Genomic DNA, 17,569 nt, shown 5'->3' with positions numbered 1-17,569 from the left:
AGCCGAACCGCGGCCTGTCAGCCGCCGAACTCCTGCAGACCCTTCAGCGCCTGGTCCAGAAGCGCCTGGCGGCCCTCCAGCTCGCGCTCGAGCTTGTCGGCGCGGGCGTTGTTGCCCTGGGCGCGGGCCTGCTCGATCTGGCCCTGGAGCTTGGACACGGCGTCCTGGAGCTGACCGGTGAGACCCGCGGCACGCGCGCGTGCCTCCGGGTTCGTCCGGCGCCACTCGGTCTCCTCGGCCTCCTGGATGGCCCGCTCGACGGCGTGCATCCGGCCCTCGACCTTGGGACGCGCGTCGCGCGGGACGTGGCCGATGGCCTCCCAGCGCTCGTTGAGCTGGCGGAACGCGGACCGCGCCGCCTTGAGGTCGGTGACCGGGAGGATCTTCTCGGCCTCCGCGGCCAGCTCCTCCTTGAGCTTCAGGTTCTCCGTCTGCTCGGCGTCGCGCTCGGCGAAGACCGAGCTGCGGGCGGCGAAGAAGACGTCCTGGGCGCCGCGGAAGCGGTTCCACAGGTCGTCCTCGTGCTCGCGCTGGGCGCGGCCCGCGGCCTTCCACTCCGTCATCAGCTCGCGGTAGCGGGCGGCCGTCGGACCCCAGTCGGTGGAGCCGGACAGCGCCTCGGCCTCGGAGACCAGCCGTTCCTTGGTCTTACGGGCCTCCTCGCGCTGTGCGTCGAGCGAGGCGAAGTGGGCCTTGCGACGCTTGGAGAACGCCGACCGGGCGTGGGAGAAGCGGTGCCACAGTTCGTCGTCGGACTTGCGGTCAAGGCGCGGCAGACCCTTCCAGGTGTCCACCAGGGCCCGCAGCCGTTCACCGGCCGAACGCCACTGGTCGGACTGCGCCAGCTCCTCCGCCTCGACGACCAGCGCCTCCTTGGAGTGACGGGCCTCGTCGGACTGCTTGGCACGCTGCTGCTTGCGCTCCTCGCGACGCTTCTCGACCGTCTCCACGAGCTTGTCCAGACGCACCTTGAGGGCGTCCAGGTCGCCGACCGCGTGGTGCGCGTCCACCTGCTCGCGAATGTGGTCGATGGCGACCTGTGCGTCCTTCGCCGACAGATCGGTGGTCTTCACTCGCTTCTCGAGGAGGCCGATCTCGACAACCAGGCCCTCGTACTTGCGCTCGAAGTAGGCCAGCGCCTCCTCAGGGGAGCCGGCCTGCCAGGAACCGACGACCTGCTCGCCGTCGGCCGTACGCACGTACACGGTCCCCGTCTCGTCGACGCGGCCCCACGGGTCGCTGCTCACAGCGCCTCCTCCACATGATGCCTGCATGAGGCTTCAGCACCCCCGGGCATCGTCCACAGTTTCGTCACGGCCAACATAGGCGACCGGCGGGTTGCCTGTCCGCATCCCGCGCGACCGAAATTTCGCTGTTGGGGGTCAGGATTTGGTGACAGTCGCCTTGTTGATCACGACCGTTGCGTTGGGCGCGCCATCACCCGCTCCGGTGCTCTCACCCGCCGCCGCGATCTTCTTCAGGACCGTCATACCGGATTCGGAAACGGTACCGAACGGTGTGTAGCTCGGCGGCAGCTGACTGTCCTGGTAGACGAGGAAGAACTGGCTGCCGCCGGTGTGCGCCTGCCCGGTGTTCGCCATCGCGATGGTGCCCGCCGGGTAGACGTTGTCCTTGAGGCTTTTGTCCTTCAGGTTCTCGTCCGGGATCGTGTAGCCGGGACCACCGCTGCCGCTGCCCGTCGGGTCGCCGCACTGGAGCACGTAGATGCCGTTGGTGGTGAGCCGGTGGCACTTGGTGTGGTCGAAGTAGCCCTTGGCCGCGAGGAAGTCGAACGAGTTGACGGTGTGCGGAGCCGCCTTCGTCTTGAGCGCGATGTCTATGTCACCGCACGTCGTCGCCAACTTCATCGTGTACTTCGCCGACTTGTCGATCGTCATCGACGGCTCCTTCTTCCAGGTCGCCGTCTTGACCTTGCCCTCCGCGGCCTTCTTGCACGGGTCGGCGATCGCGCTGGGCGTCGGCGACGGCGTGGCCGCGGCGGTGTCGGACTTGTCGTCGTCGCCCTTGAGGACGTCCGACGTATAGAGCGCCAGACTGCCCACCAGGATCACGCCGAGCACCGACGCGATCACGGAGTTGCGCATGCGGGACTTGCGCCGCGCGGCCGTGCGCCGCTGCTGCTGCCGCAAGAACTTCTCCCGGGCGAGCTGCCGCTTCCGCTGTTCCTGGGTGACCACCGGGTTCTCTCCTCATGCGTCTCGTACGCCTGCTGGGACGCCTGCGTCTAGTGAGCCGACCGCGTGCGTGTGCCCCGTACCGTATATGGGTTCGCTGAGGAAACGGCAGCGCCGGTAGGCTCTGACCACAGGCGCAGCCGATTTTTAAGCCCGCCCTCAGTCCGCACTTATCGACACAACGAAGGACGATCGTGCTCATTGCCGGGTTCCCCGCCGGGGCCTGGGGGACGAACTGTTATCTCGTCGCCCCCGCCGCCGGTGAGGAGTGCGTGATCATCGACCCGGGCCATCAGGCCGCCCAGGGAGTCGAAGAGGCACTGAAGAAGCATCGGCTCAAGCCGGTCGCCGTCGTCCTCACCCATGGCCACATCGACCATGTGGCCTCGGTCGTCCCGGTCTGCGGAGCGCACGACGTACCCGCGTGGATCCACCCCGAGGACCGGTTCATGATGAGCGACCCGGAGAAGGCGCTCGGCCGTTCCATCGGAATGCCGCTCATGGGCGAGCTGACCGTGGGGGAGCCGGGCGACGTCAAGGAGCTCACCGACGGCGTGAAGCTGGAGCTCGCCGGAATGGAGCTGTCCGTCGCGCACGCGCCGGGCCATACCAGGGGGTCGGTGACCTTCGGCCTGCCCGAGACGGCGGACATCCCGCCGCTGCTCTTCTCGGGCGACCTGCTGTTCGCCGGCTCCATCGGACGCACCGATTTCCCCGGTGGCTCCATGGACGACATGCTCGAGTCCCTGGCCCGCGTGGTCCTGCCGCTCGACGACTCGACCGTGGTGCTGCCCGGCCACAACGAGCACACGACCATCGGCCGTGAGCGCGCCACCAACCCGTATCTGCGGCAGGTGGCCGCAGGCCGCCAGGATCACAGCGCGCATGTCGACGCTCCCCGACGAGGAATGTGACGAGACCTTCCGTGAGCACCTTCAAGGCCCCCAAGGGCACGTACGACCTCATCCCGCCGGACAGCGCGAAGTTCCTCGCGGTCCGCGAGGCGATCGCCGCCCCGCTGCGCAACTCCGGCTACGGCTACATCGAGACGCCCGGCTTCGAAAGCGTCGAGCTCTTCGCGCGCGGTGTCGGTGAGTCCACCGACATCGTGACCAAGGAGATGTACGCCTTCGAGACCAAGGGCGGCGACAGGCTGGCCCTGCGCCCCGAGGGCACGGCCTCCGTGCTGCGCGCGGCGCTGGAGGCCAACCTGCACAAGGCGGGCAACCTCCCCGTCAAGCTCTGGTACTCGGGCTCGTACTACCGCTACGAGCGCCCGCAGAAGGGCCGTTACCGGCACTTCTCCCAGGTCGGCGCCGAGGCGATCGGAGCCGAGGACCCGGCGCTCGACGCCGAGCTGCTCATCCTGGCCGACCAGGCGTACCGCTCGCTGGGGCTCAGGAACTTCCGGATCCTCCTCAACAGCCTCGGCGACAAGGAGTGCCGCCCGGTCTACCGGACCGCGCTCCAGGACTTCCTGCGCGGCCTGGACCTCGACGAGGAGACGCTGCGCCGCGCGGACATCAACCCGCTGCGCGTCCTGGACGACAAGCGGGAGGCGGTCCAGAAGCAGCTGGGGGACGCACCGCTGCTGCGCGACTACCTGTGCGACGCGTGCAAGGCGTACCACGAGGAGGTCCGTGAGCTGATCACCGCGGCGGGCGTCGCCTTCGAGGACGACCCGAAGCTGGTGCGCGGCCTGGACTACTACACCCGTACGACCTTCGAGTTCGTCCACGACGGTCTGGGCTCGCAGTCCGCGGTGGGCGGCGGAGGCCGCTACGACGGCCTGTCGGAGATGATCGGCGGCCCCGCGCTGCCGTCGGTGGGCTGGGCGCTGGGCGTCGACCGCACGGTGCTGGCGCTGGAGGCGGAGGGCGTCGAGCTCGAACTCCCCTCCACCACCAGCGTCTTCGCGGTCCCGCTGGGCGAGGAGGCCCGTCGGGTCCTCTTCGCCAAGGTGACGGAGCTCCGCAAGGTCGGTATCGCCGCCGACTTCTCCTACGGCGCCAAGGGCCTCAAGGGCGCCATGAAGAACGCCAACCGCAGCGGCGCCCGCTACACGGTCGTCGCCGGCGAACGCGACCTCGCCGAGGGCGTCGTCCAGCTCAAGGACATGGAGTCCGGCGAGCAGACGGCGATCGGCGTGAACGAGATCGTGGCCGAGCTGGAGGCAAGGCTCGGCTAGTACGGCCGGGCGAGGCGCCGGGGCCCTTCGAGGCACCCGGCGCCTTCGTCATTGCTCCAGCAGCCCGTGGCGCATCGCACTGGTGACCGCCGCCGTTCGGTCGGTGACCCGCAACTTGCCGAAGACCCGCAGCAGATGGGTCTTCACCGTCGACTCCCCGATGCTGTGTTGAATTTGCGGCTACCGCCGCGTGGGCCGCCGCCCGATCTCTGTGTTCGGTGGGGTGCGTCATGGGTCGAGCAGTCCGAAACGCATCGCGCTGGTGACCGCGGCCGTTCGGTCGGTGACCCGCAACTTGCCGAAGACCCGCAGCAGATGGGTCTTCACCGTCGACTCCCCGATGTACAGCCGGCGCCCGATCTCCGCGTTCGTGCAGCCCTCCGCCACCAGCCGCAGCACCGCGACCTCCCGCGCCGACAGCCGTGGCCGCTCCGGCTTGGTCCGCAGTTGGTCCACCAGCCGGGCCGCGACCGACGGCGCCAGTACCGTCTCGCCGCGCGCGGCGGCCCGTACCGCCTCCGCGAGCTCCCCGCGCGGCAGGTCCTTGAGCAGATAGCCCGCCGCCCCCGCCTCCACGGCCCGCAGGATGTCCCGGTCGGTCTCGTAGGTCGTCAGGACGATCACGCGGCAGCCCAGACCGGCCGCGGCCATCCGCTCGATCGAGGCCACGCCCGAGCCGCCCGGCATCCGCAGGTCCATCAGCACGATGTCGGGGCGCAGTGCCGCGGCCAGTGCCTCCGCCTGGGGGCCGCTCGACGCGTCGGCGACCACCTCCAGGTCGGGCTCGGCGCTCAGCATCGCCCGCAGGCCCTCCCGTACGACGGGATGGTCGTCGGCCAGAATGAGCCGGATCACGTTGCACTCCCCAAGGGTGGTACGGGCAGCCGGACCGTCACTGTCGTGCCGTGCCCCGGTGCGCCGCGGACCGACACCGCCCCGCCGACCTCCGCGGCCCGGGCCCGCAGTCCCGCCAGCCCGTAGCCTTCGGTCACGCACGACGGGTCGAAGCCCCGGCCGTGGTCCCGCACGGACACGGAGAGGGACTCGTCGGCGTACGCCAGCGAGATCCCCACGGACACCGAACTCCCGGCGTGCTTACGGGCGTTCGACAACGCCTCCTGGCACGACCGCAGGGCCACCACCTCGGCGCCGGCCGGCAGCGCCCGCACCGGGCCCGTCACCTCCAGCGTCGCCTCGTGGCGCGCGGCGAGGCGCCGGAGCGCGTCCGGGAGCGAGGCGCCGTCCAGGTCCGCGGGTGCCGCCCCGGCCACCAGGGCGCGCGCCTCGGCGAGGTTCTGCCGGGCCGTCTCGTCCATGAGCGCCAGATGCCGGCGGGCCTGCGGCACATCGCACTCCAGCTCGGCCTCGACCGCCTGGACCAGCATCAGCAGGCTCGTGAAGCCCTGGGCGAGAGTGTCGTGGATCTCCCGGGCCATCCGCTCCCGCTCGGCCAGCGCCCCGTGCGCCGCGGACAACCGCGACACCTCGTGGCGGCTCGCGTCCAGCTCCGCGATCAGCTCGGCCCGTTCCTGGCTCTGCTCGATGATCCGGATGATCCAGCTGCCGAGGGCCGCCGAGAAGACGAAGGTGACGAGCGCGAACATTCCGTTGAAGAAGACGTCCTGGTCGCTCGGCCACCACAGCAGCGCCCAGCCCGCCACGGGGACGAGATTGATGACGGCCGAGGCCGCCAGCGCCCACGGCACCCGCAGGCTCATGAAGCACGGCGGTACGAGCGCGAACGTCATCAGCCGGGTCTCGCCGACCAGCACCGCCGACGGCAGGAACAGCGCCATCGTGGCCGCCAGAAAGCCAAGGGCCCGGCGCTCGTCCGGCGGATCGCCCCGCAGGAGGGGGCGCCCCACCACGACGTACAGCGGAATCAACGGCACGAGCAGCGCGGCCGCCGTGACCCGGACCGGCCACCCCGGGAAGTCCGTGCCGAGCACGAACACCGAGGTGGCCAGCCAGATGAGCGCGAAGTACGTGTCCCACAGCCGGAACGAGCGGTCCCAGGTGTACGCGCCCACCAGCCCGGAGGGGATCCTCATCCGTCGCGCCGGTTCTTCCACCGGAAGGTCAACAGACACAGCAACAATCCTCCGACGCACCAGGCCCCCAGAACCAGGGCGATACGGCCGAACTCCCAGCCGCCGGCCTGTTCGAGAACCTGCGCCGAGTCCGGCAGGAACGCCCCGCGCAGACCCTGGCACATCCACTTCAGCGGGAACAGGGCACCGATGTTCAGCATCCAGTCCGGGATGGTGTCGATCGCGATGTACACCCCGGAGATGAACTGCAGGACCAGGAAGGGCAGTACGACCACGGAGGTCGCGCTCTTGCCGGACTTCGGGACCGAACTGATCGCGATGCCGAGCAGGGCGCACCCCGTCAGTCCGAGGACGAAGATCCAGGTGAAGTGGAACCAGCGCGTGGCGTCCGAGGGCAGATCGACGTCGTACAGCGTCGTGCCGACGAGCAGCAGGATCGCCGTCTCCATCAGGCCGGTGACCAGAACCAGCCAGATCTTGCCGAGGAAGTACGAGGCCGGCGGCATGGGGGTGCCCCGGAGCCGGCGCAGCACCTTCTCGTCGCGCTCGATGGCGATCGAGATGCCGAGGGACTGGAAGCTCGTCGACATGATGCCGGCGGCCATCATCGCGGGGACGTAGAGCTGCGAGGCCGTGATGCCGGCGCCCTCCACGTCGTCGCTGAAGATCGACGCGAACAGGAACAGGAAGACGACCGGGAAGGCGAAGGTGAACACCACCTGGTCGCGCTGGCGGAAGAACTGCCTGAGTTCCAGGGCGCCCCGCCGCAGGCCGATGCCGAATGCGCCGGGCAGTCGCTCGGCGGCCGCGTCCGCGCGTGTCCGTACGACGGTCGTGGTCATCGTGCGTCCTCCTGTCCGGTCAGCCGGAGGTAGACGTCCTCCAGCGTGGGGCGGCTCACCCGGAGCCCCGGGATCTCGCCGTCGAAGCGGTGTGTGAGCTCGGCGACCGTGCGGGTCGGGGTGAGCGTCCGCTCGGTGCGCGGGACGCCGTCCGGCTCGGTCCACTCGACGGTGGCCTCGGTGCCGTACCGGTCCCGCAGGGCGGCCGGGCGGCCCTCGGCCACGATCCGCCCCGCGTTCACCACGGCGAGGCGGTCGGCCAGGGCTTCCGCCTCCTCCAGGTAGTGCGTGGTGAGGAGGATGGTCGTGCCCTCGTCGGACAGGGAGCGGATCAGGTCCCAGAACTGACGTCGGGCCGCCGGGTCGAAGCCGGTCGTCGGTTCGTCCAGGAGCAGCAGTTCGGGACCGCCGATCACCCCGAGGGCCACGTCGAGGCGGCGGCGCTGCCCGCCCGACAGGGCCTTGATCCGGCTGCCCGCCTTCGCCTGAAGACCCACCAGACCGATGACCTCCTCCGGGTCACGCGGCTTCGGGTAGTAGCGGGCGAAGTGCCGTACGGTCTCCCGGACCGTCAACTCGGCGGGTGCCGATTCGTCCTGCCAGACGATTCCGACATGTGAGCGCCACGCACGCGTGCCCTTCGCCGGATCCGTGCCGAGCACCCGGACCTCGCCCGCGTCCCGGCCCCGGTTGCCCTGGAGGATCTCCAACGTCGTGCTCTTGCCCGCGCCATTGGGCCCCAGCAGGCCGAACACCTCGCCCCTGCCGATGCCGAGATCGATGCCGTCGACCGCGATCACGTCGCCGTACTGCTTGCGCAGCCCCCGTACGTCCACCGCGAGTTCGTTCGCGTGTGTTGTCATGCCCTCGAGCCTCGGCCGGAACCGAACGCTCAGGGACGACCAGGCGTACTTCCTTATGTCCACCGAACGGTGGACACGGCCCCGTGTACGGCACAATGGCCCCTGCCCGAAGAAGGTCCAACTCTCAAGCAGACGGAATCGGCGTGATGAGCAAGACCACCGTGAAAGACGTCTCCACCGAGCCCGAGCCGGAGCGCACCGCCGCCGAGCCACGGACGGTGGGGGGCAGCCGCGCCTTCGCCATCATGCTGCTGCTCACCGGCGCGGCCGGTCTGCTCGCCGCGTGGGTCATCACGATCGACAAGTTCAAGCTGCTCGAGGCCAAGGTCGCGGGCACGAGCTACACCCCGGGTTGCAGTCTGAACCCCGTCGTCTCCTGCGGCAGCGTCATGGAGTCCAAGCAGGCCGCCGCCTTCGGGTTCCCCAACCCGGTGCTCGGCCTCGTCGCCTATGGCATCGTCATCGGCGTCGGCATGAGCCTGCTGGCCCGGGCCCGCTTCCCGCGCTGGTACTGGCTGACCTTCAACGCCGGCACCCTCTTTGGCGTCTCCTTCTGCGCCTGGCTGATGTTCCAGTCGCTGTACCGGATCAACGCGCTGTGCCTGTGGTGCTCCCTGGCCTGGGTCGCGACGATCATCATGTTCTGGTACGTGACCTCGTTCAACGTGCGCAACGGCTTCCTGCCCGCCCCGCGCTGGCTGAAGAGCTTCTTCGGCGAGTTCACCTGGGTGCTGCCGGTTCTGCACATCGGGATCATCGGCATGCTGATCCTGACGCGCTGGTGGGACTTCTGGACCAGCTGAGCCCTTCTCTCCAGGGCCCGGCGGGATTGTCAGTGCCGTGAACTAGGGTTTTGTACGTGGAGCCCGACCTGTTCACCGCAGCCGCCGAAGAGCGCCAGGAGAAGGACCCCGCCGGGAGCCCCCTGGCGGTGCGGATGCGCCCGCGCACCCTCGACGAGGTGGTGGGCCAGCAGCATCTGCTGAAGCCCGGCTCACCCCTGCGCCGCCTGGTCGGCGAGGGCACGGGCGGCCCGGCGGGCCCGTCCTCGGTGATCCTGTGGGGTCCGCCCGGCACCGGCAAGACAACTCTCGCCTACGTCGTCTCCAAGGCCACCAATAAGCGCTTCGTCGAACTGTCGGCGATCACCGCGGGCGTCAAGGAGGTCCGCGCGGTCATCGAGGGAGCCCGCCGCGCCACCGGTGGGTACGGCAAGGAGACCGTCCTCTTCCTCGACGAGATCCACCGCTTCAGCAAGGCCCAGCAGGACTCCCTCCTCCCGGCCGTCGAGAACCGCTGGGTCACCCTGATCGCGGCGACCACCGAGAACCCGTACTTCTCGGTGATCTCCCCACTGCTGTCCCGCTCGCTCCTGCTGACCCTCGAACCCCTCACGGACGACGATCTCCGCGGGCTTCTGCGAAGGGCGCTCGGCGACGACCGCGGCCTCAAGGACGCCGTCACCCTCCCCGAGGACACCGAGGACCACCTCCTGCGGATCGCCGGTGGCGACGCCCGCCGGGCCCTGACCGCCCTGGAGGCCGCCGCCGGGGCCGCGCTCGACAAGGGCGAGCCGGAGGTCTCCCTCACCACGCTCGAGGAGACGGTCGACCGCGCGGCCGTGAAATACGACCGCGACGGCGACCAGCACTACGACGTCGCCAGCGCCCTCATCAAGTCCATCCGGGGCTCGGATGTCGACGCCGCGCTGCACTACCTGGCCCGGATGATCGAGGCCGGCGAGGACCCCCGCTTCATCGCCCGCCGCCTGATGATCTCCGCCAGTGAGGACATCGGCCTGGCCGACCCCAATGCCCTGCCGATAGCCGTCGCCGCCGCCCAGGCCGTCGCCATGATCGGCTTCCCCGAGGCCGCCCTGACCCTCAGCCACGCCACCATCGCCCTCGCGCTCGCCCCCAAGTCCAACGCCGCGACCATGGCGATCGGCGCCGCCATGGAGGACGTACGCAAGGGACTGGCCGGATCCGTGCCACCCCACCTGCGCGACGGGCACTACAAGGGCGCCGCCAAGCTCGGCCACGCCCAGGGGTACGTGTATCCGCACGATCTGCCCGAGGGCATCGCCGAGCAGCAGTACGCCCCGGACGCCCTCAAGGACCGCGAGTACTACGCGCCGACCAGGCACGGCGCCGAGGCGCGGTACGCGGACGCGGTCGAGTGGACCAGACAGCACCTCGGTCGCAAGCGGTCCTGAGCGCCCTGTAGAATCCCTCGCAGTGCTGCGTCCTGTGCAGTCAGAACAGGACAGTCAGCCGGAGCCAGTCAGAGGACCCAGTCCTCGGATCGGCTCCAGGAGCGTCGCGCACCGTTCGATTGGTGTCGCGGGCAGCCCACCACCACTCGTCGTATGACGGGACCGGTCGGTGGGCCACTCGTGTGCTGCACGTATGTGCCCAGACCAGGGGAGCGGCTGCCCATCAGGCCCGGCAACGGACCCGGCGGGTTTCCCCGGCTGCGGATGCGACCTCCCTCAACCCTGACAAGCCGAACACTGAGAAATGAGAGATTGTGGCGAACCAGTCCCGCCCCAAGGTCAAGAAGTCGCGTGCCCTCGGCATCGCGCTGACCCCGAAGGCCGTCAAGTACTTCGAGGCCCGCCCCTACCCCCCGGGTGAGCACGGCCGTGGCCGCAAGCAGAACTCGGACTACAAGGTCCGTCTGCTCGAGAAGCAGCGTCTGCGTGCGCAGTACGACGTGTCCGAGCGCCAGCTCGTCCGCGCCTACGAGCGTGCCTCCAAGGTGCAGGGCAAGACCGGTGAGGCCCTGATCATCGAGCTCGAGCGCCGTCTCGACGCGCTGGTCCTGCGTTCGGGCATCGCCCGCACGATCTACCAGGCCCGCCAGATGGTCGTCCACGGCCACATCGAGGTCAACGGCGGCAAGGTCGACAAGCCGTCGTTCCGCGTCCGTCCCGACGACGTCGTGATGGTCCGCGAGCGCAGCCGCAGCAAGACGCTGTTCGAGGTCTCCCGCGCCGGTGGGTTCGCCCCCGACGGCGAGACCCCGCGCTACCTCCAGGTGAACCTCGGCGCCCTGGCGTTCCGCCTGGACCGCGAGCCGAACCGCAAGGAGATCCCGGTGATCTGCGACGAGCAGCTCGTCGTCGAGTACTACGCCCGCTGATCACCAGCCGGACGTAGCACACGCACCACCTCAGCCCGCCGTCTCCCCACCCTTCCCGGTGGGCGAGGCGGCGGGTTCCTGCATGGCGACGCCACCCTGAGCGTGCCGTGCCGGTCCGCGCGGCGCGGGCAGCGCCTTTGGACTCCGCCCCAGCGCCCGGGCCACAGCGGCGTCCCGGCCGAGCCGGCCGCCCGTCCGCACGCACTCCGCGTACCGCTCGTCGCCCAGGTCCTCGCGGGCCGTCGCCTCGCACAGCTCGTGCGGCGCGTTGTAGTAGGCGGAGCCGAACAGCGGCAGGCCCACCGACGGCCACATCGAGGCGGCGCCGCCCTGCAGGACCGCGGCCTCCGCCGTGTCGCCCTGGGCCGCCGTGACCAGGGCCAGCAGCTCGATCGTCAGCACCGAGCCGAGCAGATCATGGAAGGCGTGGGCAGCGCCCAGACAGTCGGACAGCAGCGTGCGGGCCGCCGTCAGATCACCCTCGCTCCAGGCCGCGTACGCCAGCACATACAGCGCGTACGACCTGGTCCAGCCCTCGCCGTGGTCCTCGCAGACCCGGCGCACGTCCTGGCACAGACGCACCGCCTCCGGCAGGTCGCCCTGGAACGCCCGCGTCATCGCCAGCTCGACCTGGCCCATCAGGACGTTGCTGTTGAGCTCGCCGATCTCCCGGTAGCGCTCCAGCGCCGAGCGCAGCAGCGTCTCCGCGCGGGCCATGTCGTCGCTGACCAGGGCCAGACAGCCGGTGCGGTGCTCGGCGTACGCCACCGCCGTCGGGTTCGCGGACCGCTCCGCCTCCTCCCGGCACTCATGGAGCGCGGCCAGCGCCGGCACCGTGTCGCCCTGCAGAATCGCGACATAGCCGAGCACCCACAGCGCCTTGAGCCGGGACAGTTCGTTGTCGGACTCCAGCCGCACGGCCTGCTCCAGCCAGTGCCGGCCCTCCGACAGCCGTCCGCAGCCGACCCAGTAGAACCAGAGCGAACCCGCCAGGTACTGGCCCAGATGCACCTCGTCCGGATCGCCGAGACAGTGCTCCAGGGCGCCGCGCAGATTCGGCAGCTCCGCGTCGACGCAGGCGGCCACCTCGGCCTGCCGCGGGGAGAACCAGTCCAGCTCGCACCAGGTCGCCAGGCCCAGATACCAGTCGCGGTGCCGCCGCCGCAGCCGGTCCGCGTCCCCGGTCGCCTCCAGCCAATCGGCGCCGTACGCCCGGACCGTGTCCAGCATCCGGTAGCGCACACCCGTCGCGCTCTCCTCGCGCCCGACCACGGACTGCGTGAGCAGCTCCGTCAGCACATCGAGAACGTCCTGCTCGGCCAGCCCGTTGCCGCTGCACACGTACTCCACGGCCGCCAGGTCGAACGGCCCGGCGAACACCGAGAGGCGGGACCACAGCAGCCGCTCCTGCGGCGTGCACAGCTCATGGCTCCAGCCGATCGCCGTACGCAGCGTCCGATGCCGGGGCAGAGTGTCCCGCCCACCGCCGGTCAGCAGCCGGAACCGGTCGTCGAGCCGCTCCAGCAACTGGCCGGGGGACAGGGCCCGCAGCCGCCCGGCGGCCAGCTCGACGGCGAGCGGGATGCCGTCGAGGCGCCGGCACAGCTCCCGTACACCGGGATCGGCGGCCACCGACACGCCCTGCCGCCCCGCCCGGTCCACGAAGAGCTCCACGGCCTCGGCCTCGGCGAGCGGCTCCAGCGCGAACACCCGCTCGCCCGCCACGGACAGCGGTCGGCGGCCCACGGCGAGCACCCTGAGCCCCGGCACCCGGTGCAGCAGATCGGTCACCAGCTCGGCGCAGACGTCCACCAGGTGCTCGAACCCGTCGAGAACCAGCAGGAGTTCACGCCCCGGCCGCGCCAGGTGTGCCAGCAGGATCTCGCGCGGCAGCCGTGTGGTGTGGTCGGTCAGCCCCAGCGCCTCCACGACCGCGAAGTCGACGAACTCCGGATCGCGCACCGACGCCAGCTCGACCCGCCAGGCCCCGTCCCGCAGCGCCGCCCGTGCCGCCAGCCGGGACTTGCCGATGCCACCGGGGCCGGTCACGGTCACCAGCCGCGAGCTCTCCAGAGCCAGGGAGAGTGCGGCGAGTTCGGCCGAGCGGCCCACGAACGCGTCCAGTTCGAGGGGGAGATTGCCGTCGCAGAGCCGATCGTCACGCATGGAACACGGAGCGTACTGAAGCGTGTTCGGTCCGTACAATCGCTCCGCGCGACGCGGCCCGCGCGCGCACGGTAATCCGGTGCGGAGGCCCGCCCGCGGCGCGATAGGCTCACCGCACGACTTTTTCTATGTTCAGGCACGTACAGGGAGCGGGTGCGCAGTGTCCGGTGGCGAGGTGGCCGGGATCCTGGTGGCCGTCTTCTGGGCGATCCTGGTCTCCTTCCTCGCCGTCGCGCTGGCGAGGCTGGCCCAGACGCTCAGGGCGACCACCAAGCTGGTGGCGGACGTGACCGACCAGGCCGTCCCGCTCCTGGCGGACGCCTCCTCGGCGGTCCGTTCCGCGCAGACCCAGATCGACCGGGTGGACGCGATCGCCTCGGACGTCCAGGAGGTCACCTCCAACGCCTCCGCGCTGTCCACCACCGTCGCCTCCACCTTCGGCGGCCCCCTGGTCAAGGTCGCGGCCTTCGGATACGGCGTGCGCAGGGCGATCAGCGGCCGCAAGGACGACGTGCCCGCCAAGGCACCCCGGCGTACCGTGATCGTGGGCCGCACCGTTCCGGCGTCACGACGGAGCAAGCGGAAGAAGGACTGAGACCTAGCGATGTTCCGCCGTACGTTCTGGTTCAGCACGGGCGTCGCCGCCGGTGTGTGGGCCACCACCAAGGTCAACCGCAAGCTGAGGCAGCTGACCCCCGAGAGCCTCGCCGCGACCGCGGCGAACAAGGCGCTCGAGGCCGGTCACCGCATCAAGGACCGCGCGGTGGGCTTCGCGCTCGACGTCCGCGACAACATGGCCCAGCGGGAGGAAGAACTGGGTGACGCACTGGGGCTGAACGCCCCGGTCGACCCCGAACTCCCCGCCCCCCGGCGGCACGCCGCCATCGAGAACCGCAACAACCCGAAGTACGTCGAGGGATCGACGTACCGGACGTACCCGTACAACCGAAACGAGGACCACTGATGGAGTCGGCCGAGATCCGCCGCCGCTGGCTGAGCTTCTACGAGGAGCGCGGTCACACCGTCGTCCCTTCGGCGTCGCTCATCGCGGACGACCCGACTCTGCTCCTGGTCCCCGCCGGCATGGTCCCCTTCAAGCCCTACTTCCTCGGTGAGGTCAAGCCGCCTTGGGCGCGCGCCACCAGCGTGCAGAAGTGCGTGCGCACGCCCGACATCGAAGAGGTCGGCAAGACCACCCGGCACGGCACGTTCTTCCAGATGTGCGGCAACTTCTCCTTCGGCGACTACTTCAAGGAAGGCGCCATCAAGTACGCCTGGGAGCTGCTCACCAGCCCCCAGGACAAGGGTGGTTACGGCCTGGAGCCGGAGAAGCTCTGGATCACCGTCTACCTCGAGGACGACGAGGCCGAGCGCATCTGGCACGAGGTCGTCGGGGTGCCGAAGGAGCGCATCCAGCGCCTCGGCATGAAGGACAACTACTGGTCCATGGGCGTCCCCGGACCCTGTGGCCCCTGTTCCGAGATCAACTACGACCGCGGCCCCGAGTTCGGCGTCGAGGGCGGCCCCGCCGTCAACGACGAGCGGTACGTGGAGATCTGGAACCTCGTCTTCATGCAGTACGAGCGCGGCGAGGGCATCGGCAAGGACAACTTCGAGATCCTCGGCGAGCTCCCCAGCAAGAACATCGACACGGGCCTGGGCCTCGAGCGACTCGCGATGATTCTGCAGGGCGTGCAGAACATGTACGAGATCGACACCTCCATGGCCGTCATCAAGAAGGCCACCGAGCTGACGGGTGTCGCGTACGGCGACGCCCACGAGTCGGACGTCTCCCTGCGCGTGGTCACCGACCACATGCGGACGTCGGTGATGCTCATCGGCGACGGTGTGACCCCCGGCAACGAAGGCCGTGGCTACGTCCTGCGCCGCATCATGCGCCGCGCCATCCGCAACATGCGCCTCCTCGGCGCCACCGGCCCGGTCGTGCAGGAGCTGGTCGACACCGTCATCGCGATGATGGGCCAGCAGTACCCGGAACTCGTCACCGACCGCGAGCGCATCGAGAAGGTCGCCCTCGCCGAGGAGGCCGCCTTCCTCAAGACGCTGAAGGCCGGCACCAACATCCTCGACACCGCGGTCACCGACACCAAGGCCTCCGGTGGCAAGGTCCTCGCCGGCGACAAGGCGTTCCTGCTCCACGACACCTGGGGCTTCCCGATCGACCTCACCCTCGAGATGGCCGCCGAGCAGGGGCTGTCCGTGGACGAGGACGGCTTCCGCCGCCTGATGAAGGAGCAGCGGGAACGCGCCAAGGCCGACGCCCAGGCCAAGAAGACCGGCCACGCCGGCGCGGGCGCCTACCGTGAGATCGCCGACCAGGCCGGCGAGACCGAGTTCATCGGCTATTCGGACACGGACGCCGAGTCCACGATCGTCGGCATCCTCGTCGACGGCGCGTCCTCCCCGGCCGCCACCGAGGGCGACGAGGTCGAGATCGTTCTGGACCGCACCCCGTTCTACGCCGAGGGCGGCGGCCAGATCGGTGACACCGGCAGGATCAAGGTCGACTCCGGTGCCGTCATCGAGATCCGCGACTGCCAGAAGCCGGTCCCGGGCGTCTACGTCCACAAGGGCGTCGTCCAGTTCGGCGAGGTCACCGTCGGCGCCAAGGCCCACGCCTCGATCGACTCCCGCCGCCGCACGGCCATCGCCCGTGCCCACTCGGCCACCCACCTCACCCACCAGGCCCTGCGCGACGCGCTCGGCCCGACGGCCGCCCAGGCCGGTTCCGAGAACCAGCCCGGCCGTTTCCGCTTCGACTTCGGTTCCCCCTCCGCCGTTCCCACGGCCGTGATGACCGACGTCGAGCAGAAGATCAACGAGGTGCTCGCCCGCGACCTCGATGTGCACGCCGAGATCCTGAGCCTCGAGGAGGCCAAGAAGCAGGGCGCCATCGCCGAGTTCGGCGAGAAGTACGGCGAGCGCGTCCGCGTCGTCACCATCGGCGACTTCTCCAAGGAGCTGTGCGGCGGCACCCACGTGCACAACACCTCGCAGCTCGGCCTGGTCAAGCTGCTCGGCGAGTCGTCGATCGGCTCGGGTGTGCGCCGTATCGAGGCCCTCGTCGGCGTCGACGCCTACAACTTCCTCGCCCGTGAGCACACGGTCGTCGCCCAGCTCCAGGAGCTGATCAAGGGCCGCCCGGAGGAGCTCCCGGAGAAGGTCTCCACCATGCTCGGCAAGCTGAAGGACGCCGAGAAGGAGATCGAGAAGTTCCGCGCCGAGAAGGTCCTGCAGGCCGCGGGCGGTCTCGCCGAGTCCGCCAAGGACGTCCGCGGCATCGCCCTCGTCACCGGTCAGGTCCCGGACGGCACCACCGCCGACGACCTGCGCAAGCTGGTCCTCGACGTACGCGGCCGCATCCAGGGCGGCCGGGCCGCGGTCGTGGCGCTGTTCACCACGGTCAACGGCAAGCCGCTCACGGTCATCGCCACCAACGAGGCCGCCCGTGAGCGTGGCCTCAAGGCCGGCGACCTGGTCCGCACGGCCGCCAAGACCCTCGGCGGCGGCGGTGGCGGCAAGCCGGACGTCGCCCAGGGCGGCGGCCAGAACCCGGCCGCGATCGGCGAGGCCGTCGAGGCCGTCGAGCGTCTGGTCACGGACACCGCGAAGTGACGATGCGCAGAGGCCGCCGACTCGCCATCGACGTCGGGGACGCCCGGATCGGGGTCGCCTCGTGCGACCCCGACGGGATCCTCGCCACCCCGGTGGAGACGGTCCCCGGCCGGGACGTCCCGGCCGCCCATCGACGGCTGAAGCAGATCGTCGAGGAGTACGAGCCGATCGAGGTCGTGGTCGGACTCCCTCGCTCCCTCAAGGGGGGCGAGGGCCCGGCCGCCATCAAGGTCAGGGCCTTCGCCCAGGAGTTCGCCAAGGGCATCGCGCCGATACCGGTACGCCTGGTCGACGAGCGGATGACGACCGTGACGGCCAGTCAGGGACTGCGCGCCTCGGGTGTGAAATCCAAGAAGGGCCGCTCCGTCATCGACCAGGCCGCCGCTGTGATCATCCTCCAGCAGGCGCTCGAATCCGAACGGGTGTCAGGTAAAGCACCCGGAGAGAGCGTCGAAGTGGTCATCTGATCGCGATACGGTAACGT

General features: G+C 70.0%; 17 protein-coding genes. 9 read left to right on the top strand and 8 right to left on the bottom strand.

Annotated elements, in window-relative coordinates; translation table 11 throughout:
- Positions 1-17: 17 nt before the first annotated feature.
- Positions 18-1,247 (bottom strand): DUF349 domain-containing protein, encoded by a 1,230-nt coding sequence (locus tag TN53_RS20790; RefSeq protein WP_046260078.1) that lies wholly within the window; start codon positions 1,245-1,247, stop codon positions 18-20.
- A gap of 135 nt (positions 1,248-1,382) precedes the next feature.
- Positions 1,383-2,198: a peptidylprolyl isomerase gene (locus TN53_RS20785; RefSeq protein ID WP_046260077.1), complete on the bottom strand. Its 816-nt coding sequence runs from the start codon at positions 2,196-2,198 to the stop codon at positions 1,383-1,385.
- Between the two features lie 191 nt (positions 2,199-2,389).
- Here TN53_RS20785 and TN53_RS20780 point away from each other — a divergent pair, with 191 nt between their 5' ends.
- Together TN53_RS20780 and hisS are read left to right on the top strand one after the other, a co-directional pair.
- Positions 2,390-3,109 (top strand): MBL fold metallo-hydrolase, encoded by a 720-nt coding sequence (locus tag TN53_RS20780; RefSeq protein WP_046260076.1) that lies wholly within the window; start codon positions 2,390-2,392, stop codon positions 3,107-3,109.
- Positions 3,110-3,120: 11 nt separating this feature from the next.
- A complete protein-coding gene (gene hisS / locus TN53_RS20775; RefSeq protein WP_046260075.1) occupies positions 3,121-4,383 on the top strand; it encodes a histidine--tRNA ligase in 1,263 nt (420 codons plus the stop codon).
- Between the two features lie 48 nt (positions 4,384-4,431).
- On the opposite strand, the gene TN53_RS45305 is transcribed toward hisS, so the two are convergent.
- From TN53_RS45305 to TN53_RS20755, 5 genes are all read right to left on the bottom strand, one after another.
- Positions 4,432-4,545, bottom strand: a complete 114-nt coding sequence (locus TN53_RS45305) for a hypothetical protein (RefSeq protein WP_420719114.1) — start codon at positions 4,543-4,545, stop codon at positions 4,432-4,434.
- Positions 4,546-4,611: 66 nt separating this feature from the next.
- Entirely contained in the window at positions 4,612-5,238 is a 627-nt protein-coding gene (locus tag TN53_RS20770) for a response regulator (RefSeq protein ID WP_046260074.1), read from the bottom strand.
- Positions 5,235-6,434: a sensor histidine kinase gene (locus TN53_RS20765; protein WP_046260073.1), complete on the bottom strand. Its 1,200-nt coding sequence runs from the start codon at positions 6,432-6,434 to the stop codon at positions 5,235-5,237. Before TN53_RS20765 ends, TN53_RS20770 begins: the two co-directional genes overlap by 4 nt.
- The gene (locus tag TN53_RS20760; protein ID WP_046260072.1) at positions 6,431-7,276 is read right to left on the bottom strand and encodes an ABC transporter permease; all 846 of its coding nucleotides are present in this window, start codon (positions 7,274-7,276) and stop codon (positions 6,431-6,433) included. The genes TN53_RS20765 and TN53_RS20760 overlap by 4 nt, the downstream gene beginning before the upstream one ends.
- Positions 7,273-8,139, bottom strand: a complete 867-nt coding sequence (locus TN53_RS20755; RefSeq protein WP_046260071.1) for an ABC transporter ATP-binding protein — start codon at positions 8,137-8,139, stop codon at positions 7,273-7,275. Before TN53_RS20755 ends, TN53_RS20760 begins: the two co-directional genes overlap by 4 nt.
- Before the next feature lie 146 nt (positions 8,140-8,285).
- Between TN53_RS20755 and TN53_RS20750 the strand changes: the two genes are divergently transcribed.
- The 3 genes from TN53_RS20750 to rpsD all read left to right on the top strand — a co-directional run bounded on the left by TN53_RS20750 (position 8,286) and on the right by rpsD (position 11,283).
- Positions 8,286-8,942: a vitamin K epoxide reductase family protein gene (locus TN53_RS20750; RefSeq protein ID WP_046260070.1), complete on the top strand. Its 657-nt coding sequence runs from the start codon at positions 8,286-8,288 to the stop codon at positions 8,940-8,942.
- A 56-nt stretch (positions 8,943-8,998) separates the two neighbouring features.
- The gene (locus tag TN53_RS20745; protein ID WP_046260120.1) at positions 8,999-10,354 is read left to right on the top strand and encodes a replication-associated recombination protein A; all 1,356 of its coding nucleotides are present in this window, start codon (positions 8,999-9,001) and stop codon (positions 10,352-10,354) included.
- Between the two features lie 314 nt (positions 10,355-10,668).
- Positions 10,669-11,283 (top strand): 30S ribosomal protein S4, encoded by a 615-nt coding sequence (gene rpsD, locus TN53_RS20740; protein ID WP_046260069.1) that lies wholly within the window; start codon positions 10,669-10,671, stop codon positions 11,281-11,283.
- A gap of 30 nt (positions 11,284-11,313) precedes the next feature.
- Here the strand turns inward: rpsD and TN53_RS20735 are convergent, their stop codons facing one another.
- Positions 11,314-13,449 carry an ATP-binding protein gene (locus TN53_RS20735; RefSeq protein ID WP_046260068.1) on the bottom strand — a complete coding sequence of 712 codons (2,136 nt, stop codon included), beginning with the start codon at positions 13,447-13,449 and terminating at the stop codon, positions 11,314-11,316.
- Positions 13,450-13,609: 160 nt separating this feature from the next.
- On the opposite strand from TN53_RS20735, the gene TN53_RS20730 reads away from it, so the two are divergent.
- The 4 genes from TN53_RS20730 to ruvX are packed head-to-tail and all read left to right on the top strand — an operon-like array spanning position 13,610 to position 17,552.
- Positions 13,610-14,044, top strand: a complete 435-nt coding sequence (locus tag TN53_RS20730) for a DUF948 domain-containing protein (protein WP_046260067.1) — start codon at positions 13,610-13,612, stop codon at positions 14,042-14,044.
- Between the two features lie 9 nt (positions 14,045-14,053).
- Positions 14,054-14,413: a hypothetical protein gene (locus TN53_RS20725; protein WP_046260066.1), complete on the top strand. Its 360-nt coding sequence runs from the start codon at positions 14,054-14,056 to the stop codon at positions 14,411-14,413.
- Entirely contained in the window at positions 14,413-17,085 is a 2,673-nt protein-coding gene (gene alaS, locus TN53_RS20720; protein WP_046260065.1) for an alanine--tRNA ligase, read from the top strand. The genes TN53_RS20725 and alaS overlap by 1 nt, the downstream gene beginning before the upstream one ends.
- A gap of 2 nt (positions 17,086-17,087) precedes the next feature.
- Complete coding sequence (ruvX, locus tag TN53_RS20715) at positions 17,088-17,552, top strand: Holliday junction resolvase RuvX (RefSeq protein WP_046260119.1); 465 nt, start codon at positions 17,088-17,090, stop codon at positions 17,550-17,552.
- Positions 17,553-17,569 lie beyond the last annotated feature (17 nt).

It is taken from the genome of Streptomyces sp. WM6386, from assembly GCF_000972385.1.
Taxonomy (GTDB): Bacteria; Actinomycetota; Actinomycetes; order Streptomycetales; family Streptomycetaceae; genus Streptomyces.
This window is presented reverse-complemented; position numbering and strand designations above follow the sequence as displayed.

What these genes read in the sequence shown, in the direction of transcription:
- TN53_RS20765 (WP_046260073.1), bottom strand. Translation starts at nt 6,434, where the DNA reads ATGAGGATCCCCTCCGGGCTGGTGGGCGCGTACACCTGGGACCGCTCG.
- TN53_RS20760 (WP_046260072.1), bottom strand. Translation starts at nt 7,276, where the DNA reads ATGACCACGACCGTCGTACGGACACGCGCGGACGCGGCCGCCGAGCGA.
- TN53_RS20755 (WP_046260071.1), bottom strand. Translation starts at nt 8,139, where the DNA reads ATGACAACACACGCGAACGAACTCGCGGTGGACGTACGGGGGCTGCGC.
- TN53_RS20750 (WP_046260070.1), top strand. Translation starts at nt 8,286, where the DNA reads ATGAGCAAGACCACCGTGAAAGACGTCTCCACCGAGCCCGAGCCGGAG.
- TN53_RS20735 (WP_046260068.1), bottom strand. Translation starts at nt 13,449, where the DNA reads ATGCGTGACGATCGGCTCTGCGACGGCAATCTCCCCCTCGAACTGGAC.
- TN53_RS20725 (WP_046260066.1), top strand. Translation starts at nt 14,054, where the DNA reads ATGTTCCGCCGTACGTTCTGGTTCAGCACGGGCGTCGCCGCCGGTGTG.
- alaS (WP_046260065.1), top strand. Translation starts at nt 14,413, where the DNA reads ATGGAGTCGGCCGAGATCCGCCGCCGCTGGCTGAGCTTCTACGAGGAG.
- ruvX (WP_046260119.1), top strand. Translation starts at nt 17,088, where the DNA reads ATGCGCAGAGGCCGCCGACTCGCCATCGACGTCGGGGACGCCCGGATC.